Source organism: Enterobacter sp. 200527-13, from assembly GCF_027924865.1.
Taxonomy (GTDB): domain Bacteria; phylum Pseudomonadota; class Gammaproteobacteria; order Enterobacterales; family Enterobacteriaceae; genus Enterobacter; species Enterobacter ludwigii.
Genome location: NZ_BSCM01000018.1, coordinates 1 through 7,609 on the forward strand (window position 1 = coordinate 1; position 7,609 = coordinate 7,609).

Sequence of the window (7,609 nt, forward strand, 5' to 3'; positions counted from 1 at the left end):
TGTCGTCAGGCACAGCCTTTTTCGCTTCCGGGTTCATCCTCGTCCTCCGTTTCCACTTTCATGCGTCCCTTCCACACTATCCGTGCACGCCACAGGCGGGCCCGGGTATGCGGGTCGTACACGCTCCACCACAGCGGCTCAGCCGGCAGCGTCAGCCACCCGGGCTTCACCGCCCCGTCCATCACCAGCTCCAGGCGCAGCACGGTCGGCGGGGGCGCATCGCCCTCGCGGATACCGTTGCGGTCCAGGGCCGCCCGGACCATCAGGCCCGGCAGGCTGGTACCGAGCAGCACCCAGTCGCGCCGCTCACCGGCCCGGGTACCGAGGCTGCTGTCGCCCGCGGGTGTCCCGGGGGGCAGCGGCAGGGTCACACTCCCGACCACCGTGCCGGTCGGCAGGGTGCAGTCCACCCGCAGTCGCGCGTGGGGGTAGTGCCAGAGTATGGTGTTCTCCTGTGCAGCCGGGCGGCCGGCATGCACCACCGGGTGGTGCATGCCCGCCATCAGCAGCGGCAGCAGTATCAGGGCGGTCCTGCAGGCTCTGCTCCTCATTCACTCTCCTTTCATCACCGGATGCCCGTCCCGGCCCCCAGTTTGCGCAGGCCGTGATGGCGCTGCGCGTACAGCGCGCTGACCGACAGTCCGGTCCGCTGCGCCATGTCCTGTATTCGCTCCCCGGCCAGCACCGCCCTCACCACCGTCAGCTCGCGCCGGGTGAGGCCGGAGGCCAGGGTGTAACTCTCCCGCCCCTTCAGGCGGTGTGCGGTTGTGGGGGTTGTGCCCCACAGCAGGTCGACGATGTCCGCAAGCGGACTGCGCGCATCCAGGGTCCACACCGCCTGCAGGCTCTGCGTCCGTCCGGTCAGGTGCAGCAGGGTGCCGTACAGCCAGGGCATCGGCTCCCGGGTGAGCAGGGTCACGGGGAGGCTGTCTCCCCGGGTCTGCAGGTATTCCCCGAGCCGGGCCACCTGCGCCAGCCGGCCGGCCAGGTCACCACTGAGGTGGCATATCACCCGGCTCACCGGGACCGGCGGGCCCGCCAGGTCGGCCGGGGTCCGGGTCAGAAGCTCAACCGACAGGCCCCGGGCCTGCGCCAGGCTCTCCAGTCCGGTCTGCATATAGCGGCAGTCCGGGAGCAGGCCCACCCGCCCGGGGCAGCGCGTGACTGCGCTGCGGTTTTCGCCGGGCTCCGGGTCCTGATGTTGATGCTGTTGTTGCCGCTGTTGCTGCAGGTCGTCCGTCATCACATCACTCCGTCAGGTACCAGACCGCCAGCAGCCAGCCGCTGCGCGCGAGCATCAGGCTCAGCAGCAGGGCCGGGACCGGCCGCAACCAGCCGAGCGGGGCCGGCAGACGCCGCAGGCCACCGAACAGCAGCTGGCCGGCAATCATCAGGGCCACCACCTGCAGGACACCCCCGGCGGTCTGCCAGTCACGGGACTGCAGCATCAGCTCGCTCGCCGGCAGCAGCAGGCCAAGGATAATTCCTGCCAGCAGCGGGTACTGCCACCACCGCAGTCCCGGCCCCGGGGGCAGGAACAGGTAGCGCGTGGTGCGACACGGCATCAGCCGGCTGAGTTCATGGACCAGCACCATCAGGACCAGCACCAGGCCGCACCAGAACAGCGTCAGTTCAGCGTTGTCGGTCATCATTCGCTCTCTCCTGTCACCAGGTCCGCCCGGTCAGGCAGGAAGGGCGCGCCCGGGTCAGCGTCGTCACCCGCCCCGTCCTCCGGCGGTATCCCCAGCACGTCATACCAGCTCTCCGGGGTGACATCCGGCTGCACCTCCGTGAGCCGGCCGTTCATCAGCATGTTGTCCACCCGCTGAAACAGGTGATCCACACTCCCCCGGTCCTGACTGCACAGCAGGGCCAGCCCGAGACCGGCCAGCACCAGCGGGATGAGCCAGTCACGGAAGTAACGCGGCTCCGACTCACCGGCGCGGGCGCGGCGACGCCACCAGAGCATCAGCAGCACCCACAGCACCAGAAGGAACAGCAGGGTCATGCCGCTTCGCACCAGCATCATCACCATCCCCGACCAGGGCGGCTGGCTGATTGCCAGCATCGGGGCCAGCAGGAGATGCCCGGCCACCACCCAGCCGGCGTTCACGCCGCACCTCCGGGCCGGCGTCTCCCCAGCACCAGGTCACGCAGCGCCGCCGGTGACGGAGCCTCCGTGCGGGGGCTGCGGGGAGACTGATGGGAGGCTGCCCCGCGCAGGGGCACCGCCTCTTCCCGGATACTGAGTACCTCAAGGGTCGCCTCGCGCATCCCGCCGGGCATCACCGCCACCCGGCGCCGGGCCTGCACCACATCGGCGCGTCGTCCGGTGATGTAGAGCATGATGTCAGCCGCCTGGCGCTCCGGGATGGCAAAGGCCTGCGCTATCAGCTGCCGGTTGACCGGGATTTTGCATCCCAGACACCACCGGGCCACCTGCAGCCACAGGGGCGGTCGGGTGGTGGCCGGCATCATGGCTGCGCTCATGACCGGAGCCCCGGTCTGCGGGGTCATCAGGTCGGGCGCGACAGTGGTCTTTTTCATGCGTCTCTCCTTCTGTTCAGTACCGGTCTTCGGGGCACAGTCAGCGCCCGCTCGCCCGCTCGCTCATGGCCTGCGGCAGGGAGGGTGTGCGGGCGTAGAGCAGACACAGGGTGAGCCGGGACTGGCACCACTCCGTGTTCTCGCCGCGCGCGGTTTTCAGGGCTTCACTCCAGTTTTCGGCGGCCGCGGCAAAGCGCCCTTCGCGCTCGTCCCGGGCAGCCATGGCCGCAAACTGCCGGTAGCGGGCCTGCCCGCTCTGGCGCAACTGGCTCGTGTCCGCCTGTAGTGCCATCTCATCACTCAGTGACCGCCTGCCCCGACGGGCGACGGCCTTCTCTGCCTTGTCGTCGTTCATCCTGATGTCCTTGCTGTGTTTATCTGTTCAGTTGTTCAGTTGTTGATGTGTTAACGGGCTGGCTGGCGTATTCGCAGCACGCCCCGGTCTGTTCAGACGGGGATCATCATCAGCACCGCAATCCAGCCTGCCCAGGCAAGCCCCAGTAATCCGAGTGCCACCCAGGCAAGCACCCACCACGTCAGTCGCATCTTTTCCCCTCAGGCCAGAAAGACCATTTCCACCAGAGTCATCACGGCACAGAGCCCCGTGACCAGCAGGAGGACAATCAACAGCACTGCCCCGTCCGTGAACCGGCTCTGCCGGCTGAGCTGCGCCTGACGCTTCATACCCGCCCCCATAACCAGGCCACCAGGGCCGCGAGGGTGAGAATGAGCATCACAGTCGCGGTGTGGCCGCCCCGGCGGGCACGGTGCGCCCGGTGCTGCTGTTGTTGCTGTATCTGTTGCATCTGCATGGCTGCCTCCTGATGCCGGCTCAGAACCGGCCGCTGATGCCCAGCAGCGGACCCTGCTGGACCATGTCGTACACAAACCCGTCGTGGCGGTAGTTCACCCCCATCGCCCGGTACCCCGCCGCAATCTGCATGTCCGGGATGAACGCCCAGCTCACGAGGGCGGCCGCATCCCAGTCGGCCCGGGACTGCCCGGCGCCCGCCATCCCCCAGCCCGAGAGCCAGACGGACGGTGCCAGGGCGTAGCGCCCGCGCAGGCCGGCCATCAGGTCAGCCCAGGTGGCACTGTCGCTGCCACTGGTGCCGCCGGCGTCACCGCCGTGCAGGCTCAGCGTGGTGCTGCTGTACCAGACCCGGATACCGCCGGCCGCATCGAGGCGCAGCGCCGGGGCATCAAGCAGGGCATACCCGCCCCCGAGAAACGCGGAGAAGGTCCTGCTGTCGGTATTGAGGTGCTTCGCCGGCGCCCCGTCGGGCAGGCGGGTCTTCGTGGTGGTGTCGATGTACATCACGTCCGCCAGCAGGCTGTACGGCCCCAGGCGGGCCTCGCCCATGGTCATCGCCGCCACGTCAAGGTCGCGGGCGATATCATGAAAGTCCGACTTCACGAACTGGGTCCCGGTGGTTTTGTGACCCACGTTGCCGCGGATACCCGCGCCCCACAGGTAGGGAGCGACAGTGAACTGCCACTGCGGTGCGGCTGAAGAGGCCGGCTCAGCCTCCACAGCGGTCTGTGCCGCCAGGGCCTGTGGGGCCACAAGGGCCGCCAGCCACAGGGCGGAGGCCGTGAGTCCGGTGGTGCTGCGCGCAGCACTCAGGCGGGCACGCAGGGTGTGAAGCTGAAGATTCAGGGTCTGCATAGGGTCACCCCACTCAGTGTTGTGTCAGGGAGAGGGCCACGCGCTCTGCCGCGCAGTCCTGTCCGGGTCTGATGCCGGCCCGGGTGGCGGCAGCCACTTCCCGCTTCGCGGCCGCCAGGTCCGCCATGAAGTCCTTATTGCCGTGCAGGGTGGCGACGGTGGCCGCCCCCATCAGGCGGCCCGCATCCACGTCGCTCTGCCAGTGGGCGTTACAGATAACCCGGCTCTGACCAAACGCCAGCCCGCGGGCCAGCACCTCGGTGGCACGCTCAGGCTGCACCTCCGCCAGAATCAGTCCCCAGGCCCAGCCTGCCGCCGAGTGACCGGACGGCCAGGAGCCGTCGGTGCGCAGCAGGGGCTCCATCGAGGGCTGACAGGTCCCCTCCCCGTGCACCACGAACGGGCGGGTGCGGTTCCAGGCGTTCTTCCCGGCATAGGTCGAGCCGCCCGCATCGGAGAGCACCCGCTGCATCAGGGTGTAGAGATGCGGGGTCTGTTTTTCGCTGATGTCAGTCCCGAGGGCGCAGGCGAAGGTCTTCGCCGGGGCCGGGAACTCCAGCTCCGCATCGCTCGCGGCAAGCTTCTCGCGCGCCGAACCTTTCAGGGACATCGCGGCGCGGTGCGCCTCCTCGTCACGGGCGAGTGCCGCCGAGCCGTCCGCCGGCGGGGCGCCCAGCAGGGCCAGGCGCAGGGGCAGGCTCGCCGGTGCCAGATAGCCCGGCGCCAGTGTAAAGTGCGGGTCGGTCACCGCCGGGGCAGCGCCCGCCGGCGGAGTGTCTGCGGCCTGCGCCAGGCCCGGGAGCAGGAGTGCCGCCAGCGGGGCCAGCCAGGCCAGGTGATGCGTGTTCAGTATCAGGGTCATCGCGGTGTTTCCTCTCTGGTGTCTGTGTGTTGTGTGTCGTGTCTGTTGTTTGCGTTCGGCGTTCCGGGTTTTTGCGTTTTTCATTCAGGGCTCTCCTGGCGGTTACCCGGTGCGACGCACTGGCGGGGTGCGCGCGTCGCGGATATCCAGCATGTAGCCCCGTCCCCGGCAGGTGCTCAGCCGGCCCCGGACCTGCGGGAATCCGGCCAGCCGCTGGCGCAGGCGGCACAGGATGGTCTCCAGTGACCGGTAGCGCCGTTCATCCACCTGCCCTTCCGGGCAGAACTGCATCAGGATGTCAGCCCGGCTCAGGACCTGGCCGTGATGACGGACCAGCACCTCCAGCACCCGGAACTCAAACCTGGTCAGGAACACCGGCTCACCGGCGATGGTCAGGCGGCGCTCACCGGTCTCCAGACGCAGGGGCGGACAGTCCAGCACTTCGGTGCGGTACCACCCGAGACGCCGGCGCACCAGGGCCTCCACCCGGGCGGCCAGTACCCGGACATCGCAGGTGTCGTCATGACAGCCGTCGGCCCCGGCCCCGAGCACCGCCCGCACCGTGTACGGCGTGGCCCCGGGCATCACCACCATCACCGGCACGCCCGGACAGCGGGTGCGCCAGGCATTAATGATTGCCGGGGCGCGCAGGGCGAGGCGCTCCGGCAGGTCCAGCAGCAGCGCATCCGTGCGGCGCTCCTGCAGCCAGAAGGGGCTCACATCCCGTGCCGCCTCCGGGCCGCAGGGGGTCTCAGACACACTCCCCCGGTCCGCGCAGACCACAGCGAAGTGGTGCGCGAGCAGGTGGTTGTCCGTCATCAGCAGATAGCGCATACCGGCCTCCGGATTTATCAGAAGGTGTAGAGAGCGTTGAGGAAGGCCCCGGCCCCGACGGTGTCATCCGTCAGCGGACTGTGGCGGGCACCGGCGACCAGGGAGTAGACCTTCAGGCCACCCTGGAGGGCGACATGGGGCTGCAGGTGCCAGGTGACGGCGGTCTTCATCGTCACATCCCGCATCCCGCCCCCGGCGTGGTACTCGCTGAAGTCACTGCGCGCCGCCTGACGTCCGGTCACGCCAAAGCGCGCCATCATGTCGTGGCTGTCGCTCCAGGTGCCGTACAGGGACGCATCCAGGGTGAGGGCCGCCGAGAGCGGCAGGGAACTCGCCGCGCCGGCTTCGAGGTATGTGGTGTGCCCGAGGTCATCCCCGCCATAGTCCCGGCTGCTCGCGGCCTGCATCCCGCGCACGTACAGACGTCCGACCGGCAGGCGCAGGTAGGCTTCTGCCCCGACCAGCGCCGTGCTGTCGAGGTCACCCATGCCGCGCAGGTGGTGGTTATTGCCCCCGAGGTAGCGGATTTTTTCCTTACGACCCGGGTCATAGCCCAGCAGGAACGCCAGACCCACAGTGGAGACATCCGGCAGGTCCCAGCGCAGCCCTTCCGGGAACGAGAGCGTGAAGGTCCCCCAGTTGTCCGACGGCAGGACCGCCTTCGCGGCAAGCGACGGGAACGGCTCATAGCGGGACGAGCCCTGATAAATCGGGTTCACCGCCACGCCTGCCCCCACCGTCAGGGAGGGACCGGAGGCCGCCGCAGGGGCAGGATGTGCCGCCACCGGCGTGCCGGCCGCACTCTCAACCGGCACAATGGCCTCAGCCTCTGCCGCCAGGGCCAGACCCGGGAGGGCCGCCAGGAGACCGGCGCCCGCCATCAGGGCGGCCAGCGTCATCAGACGGGGTGTCTTCCCCGTCGGGTGCGGGAATAATAAAGTGTTATGTCGTACGCTCTGACTCATCGTTATTTTCCTTATTTTGCGGGGTCGCAAAGTGTGTGTTTTTGTTATTTCCCGGCAGCACAAACACCCCTGTCGGGTATTTCCGGACGCCTGTTCAGTCCGGTATTTTTTATTTCAGGACTGCGCCTTATTCGGGTGCGAAATATCGCCTCCCCGAAAAAAGGCACAGCCGCTCCCGTCGCGCAGGACGGCGTTTAAAAACGCCCTGCACGCTGAGATATCGCGTTCTGTCTGCGCCGGCCTGCGGCGCACCCTCAGACCGACAGGCCGGAGGGGTTAGTCAGTCAGGTTCAGGTGTGAGTGTTTTGTGCCTCAGCCCTCGTCCGCGACGGTAATATCAAAGATTAAGGTCGCCCCGCCCGGAATAACCGGCGGCAAACCCGCATCGCCATAGCCTTTCTCCGGCGGGACCACCACCTTAATGTGTCCGCCCCGTGAGATTTTTTGCAGGCCAATCGCCACCGCCGGCATCAGGGCCCCGACCTTCGCGGTCTTGCTCTGCCCGCTCTGGCCACTCCCGTCGAATACCGTCCCGTCCGGCAGCGTACCGCTGACCGACAGGGTCACCATGTCGGAAGCCTTAATGCGCTTACCCCGGCCGGCATCCACCACCCGGTAGAGACTGCCCGCATCGCGGGAGGCCCCTTTCTCTTTCATAAAGGCCGACTGGTACGCCCGCCCTTCGGTCTGCTGGCGCTCGCGCACCTCGCGGGCCTTCTCCATGTAGATTTC

General features: G+C 68.0%; 13 protein-coding genes. All 13 read right to left on the minus strand.

The window, feature by feature from the left end; genetic code table 11:
• Positions 1-5: 5 nt before the first annotated feature.
• Complete coding sequence (locus QMG44_RS24045) at positions 6-551, minus strand: hypothetical protein (RefSeq protein ID WP_281853317.1); 546 nt, start codon at positions 549-551, stop codon at positions 6-8.
• Positions 552-565: 14 nt separating this feature from the next.
• Positions 566-1,243 carry a hypothetical protein gene (locus QMG44_RS24050; RefSeq protein ID WP_281853318.1) on the minus strand — a complete coding sequence of 226 codons (678 nt, stop codon included), beginning with the start codon at positions 1,241-1,243 and terminating at the stop codon, positions 566-568.
• A 4-nt stretch (positions 1,244-1,247) separates the two neighbouring features.
• Positions 1,248-1,652: a hypothetical protein gene (locus tag QMG44_RS24055; RefSeq protein WP_281853319.1), complete on the minus strand. Its 405-nt coding sequence runs from the start codon at positions 1,650-1,652 to the stop codon at positions 1,248-1,250.
• Positions 1,649-2,113 carry a hypothetical protein gene (locus QMG44_RS24060; RefSeq protein WP_281853320.1) on the minus strand — a complete coding sequence of 155 codons (465 nt, stop codon included), beginning with the start codon at positions 2,111-2,113 and terminating at the stop codon, positions 1,649-1,651. Before QMG44_RS24060 ends, QMG44_RS24055 begins: the two co-directional genes overlap by 4 nt.
• The gene (locus QMG44_RS24065) at positions 2,110-2,547 is read right to left on the minus strand and encodes a CaiF/GrlA family transcriptional regulator (protein ID WP_281853321.1); all 438 of its coding nucleotides are present in this window, start codon (positions 2,545-2,547) and stop codon (positions 2,110-2,112) included. The genes QMG44_RS24060 and QMG44_RS24065 overlap by 4 nt, the downstream gene beginning before the upstream one ends.
• 40 nt (positions 2,548-2,587) lie before the next feature.
• A complete protein-coding gene (locus tag QMG44_RS24070) occupies positions 2,588-2,902 on the minus strand; it encodes an ANR family transcriptional regulator (RefSeq protein ID WP_281853322.1) in 315 nt (104 codons plus the stop codon).
• Positions 2,903-3,102: 200 nt separating this feature from the next.
• Positions 3,103-3,231 carry a hypothetical protein gene (locus tag QMG44_RS24075; protein WP_281853323.1) on the minus strand — a complete coding sequence of 43 codons (129 nt, stop codon included), beginning with the start codon at positions 3,229-3,231 and terminating at the stop codon, positions 3,103-3,105.
• Positions 3,228-3,353, minus strand: coding sequence for a hypothetical protein (locus QMG44_RS24080; protein WP_281853324.1), 126 nt, complete (start codon positions 3,351-3,353; stop codon positions 3,228-3,230). Before QMG44_RS24080 ends, QMG44_RS24075 begins: the two co-directional genes overlap by 4 nt.
• Positions 3,354-3,379: 26 nt before the next feature.
• The gene (locus QMG44_RS24085) at positions 3,380-4,216 is read right to left on the minus strand and encodes a hypothetical protein (RefSeq protein ID WP_281853325.1); all 837 of its coding nucleotides are present in this window, start codon (positions 4,214-4,216) and stop codon (positions 3,380-3,382) included.
• A 13-nt stretch (positions 4,217-4,229) separates the two neighbouring features.
• Entirely contained in the window at positions 4,230-5,162 is a 933-nt protein-coding gene (locus QMG44_RS24090; RefSeq protein ID WP_281853326.1) for a phosphatase PAP2 family protein, read from the minus strand.
• A gap of 18 nt (positions 5,163-5,180) precedes the next feature.
• A complete protein-coding gene (locus tag QMG44_RS24095; protein WP_281853327.1) occupies positions 5,181-5,912 on the minus strand; it encodes a winged helix-turn-helix domain-containing protein in 732 nt (243 codons plus the stop codon).
• Positions 5,913-5,929: 17 nt separating this feature from the next.
• Positions 5,930-6,877: a MipA/OmpV family protein gene (locus tag QMG44_RS24100; protein ID WP_281853328.1), complete on the minus strand. Its 948-nt coding sequence runs from the start codon at positions 6,875-6,877 to the stop codon at positions 5,930-5,932.
• Between the two features lie 312 nt (positions 6,878-7,189).
• The coding region (locus QMG44_RS24105) for an FKBP-type peptidyl-prolyl cis-trans isomerase (RefSeq protein ID WP_281853329.1) at positions 7,190-7,609 on the minus strand (420 nt) is incomplete at its 5' end.

Excerpts from the sequence above, each read along its gene's own strand:
- QMG44_RS24070 (WP_281853322.1), bottom strand. The coding sequence starts at position 2,902 with ATGAACGACGACAAGGCAGAGAAGGCCGTCGCCCGTCGGGGCAGGCGG.
- QMG44_RS24050 (WP_281853318.1), bottom strand. The coding sequence starts at position 1,243 with ATGACGGACGACCTGCAGCAACAGCGGCAACAACAGCATCAACATCAG.
- QMG44_RS24065 (WP_281853321.1), bottom strand. The coding sequence starts at position 2,547 with ATGAAAAAGACCACTGTCGCGCCCGACCTGATGACCCCGCAGACCGGG.
- QMG44_RS24085 (WP_281853325.1), bottom strand. The coding sequence starts at position 4,216 with ATGCAGACCCTGAATCTTCAGCTTCACACCCTGCGTGCCCGCCTGAGT.
- QMG44_RS24080 (WP_281853324.1), bottom strand. The coding sequence starts at position 3,353 with ATGCAACAGATACAGCAACAACAGCAGCACCGGGCGCACCGTGCCCGC.
- QMG44_RS24095 (WP_281853327.1), bottom strand. The coding sequence starts at position 5,912 with ATGCGCTATCTGCTGATGACGGACAACCACCTGCTCGCGCACCACTTC.
- QMG44_RS24075 (WP_281853323.1), bottom strand. The coding sequence starts at position 3,231 with ATGAAGCGTCAGGCGCAGCTCAGCCGGCAGAGCCGGTTCACGGACGGG.
- QMG44_RS24045 (WP_281853317.1), bottom strand. The coding sequence starts at position 551 with ATGAGGAGCAGAGCCTGCAGGACCGCCCTGATACTGCTGCCGCTGCTG.
- QMG44_RS24055 (WP_281853319.1), bottom strand. The coding sequence starts at position 1,652 with ATGATGACCGACAACGCTGAACTGACGCTGTTCTGGTGCGGCCTGGTG.
- QMG44_RS24090 (WP_281853326.1), bottom strand. The coding sequence starts at position 5,162 with ATGAAAAACGCAAAAACCCGGAACGCCGAACGCAAACAACAGACACGA.
- QMG44_RS24100 (WP_281853328.1), bottom strand. The coding sequence starts at position 6,877 with ATGAGTCAGAGCGTACGACATAACACTTTATTATTCCCGCACCCGACG.